General features: G+C 40.4%; 1 protein-coding gene. It reads right to left on the bottom strand.

Annotation, left to right across the window (positions count from 1 at the left end; genetic code table 11):
• Nucleotides 1-302: 302 nt before the first annotated feature.
• Nucleotides 303-1,348, bottom strand: a 1,046-nt coding sequence (locus Q0140_RS04690; protein ID WP_297962370.1) for a hypothetical protein, incomplete at its 5' end; no start/stop codon positions are given.

Genomic DNA, 1,348 nt, shown 5'->3' with positions numbered 1-1,348 from the left:
ATTACTATGGCTTTTATCAAATAAAAGAGAACATTGCATCGAAATTCGCAGTATTGGTGTATTTTTTTAAGCGTGCGTTAACGCGTATAAAAGACATATATTGCTTTAGGGCGTGCGATCTGCGCCTACAATTGCGGAATTTTATTGCGATAAAATTTCAATGTGGTAGAATTTTACTTTGATAAAGTTCAAATTCTCGCTAAATTCTGTCGTCATGCTAAATTTTGCGATGAAATTTTGAGTGGAATTCTATCGTAGTAAAATTTCATCGCAGCCAAATCTGCGGCAAAATTTTGTAGAATTTATTTTTTAATCCGCCTTAGCATACAAAATCCAAGGAAATAAAGTGGCGACATAACGATAAAAATTATGATGTATCTCCACGCCGTGCTCGCAAAAAATAGCCCCGTAAGCTCCATAAATTTCATCGACGCGCCAGTATAGCGGTCGCCGATACCGATGAAAATAATAGCTGCGAGCTCCACGAGCAGCGCAGGAGCAAATAGGATCGAGCCTGCAGTTTTGAAAAACATAAACGCAAACGCCTTGAACTTATAATAAAACGAAATTAGCCCAAATCCGATCACGCCGCAGATGAAAATCTGCTCGAACTCATCCAGCCCCAGGCTCTTATCCTGCAGGATCGTAGAGATGACGCACAGGATGATAAAGACGTTGTAATTCGCCATTTGACGCATTGGGTATTGATCGTGCGTCGCTATGGAGAGTAGGTTTATCGCACGGTTAAGCGGCAGCAGATAAAATAGCGCAAAACTAAGAAAAATCAGCAGATCCATCACCATATAAACCGTGTCTTGATTAACGTAAGCTTCGATCTGTGAAAAAGATAGAAATATACTTGCGATTTGCGAGCGGAATATCAAAATAATGACTATCGGCGCTATGGGCAGGATTATGGATTTAAGCCCTTCCTTACGGATGGATGAAGTATAAATTTTACTCTCGACGCTTTGCGTAGTGCGTAGGTCGTCTGTTTGGACGAACTCAAATCCAAAGAATTTCGGTTTTTTTGCACTCGTAGGCTTGACTTTGCGGTTAAATTTAAATTTATTAATTTTTTTTGCGACCTTCGTTTCTTTTACGGCAGATATATCGTTTGCGATATTTTCGGTAGAGCTTTGAAAGGAAGGCGTTTTGGATATATTATTTTCTGCAAAATTCTTATCGCCAAAAATTTCATTGTTTTGCTTTGCAGATTCTTTTGGCTGTGGGGTTACTTTTTGCGCTACGCGGTCTTTGGATTTAGAGCCCTCGACGCGCTTTATATTTATCGCGCTGGATGCTAGCGTGTCGAAGCTTACCTCATCGCCGTCGGTTAGGCTAGGAT

This window comes from uncultured Campylobacter sp., assembly GCF_938045405.1.
Classification (GTDB): Bacteria; Campylobacterota; Campylobacteria; order Campylobacterales; family Campylobacteraceae; genus Campylobacter_B.
Note: the sequence above shows the minus strand (reverse complement) of the source record. Positions and strands in the feature narration are given on the sequence as shown.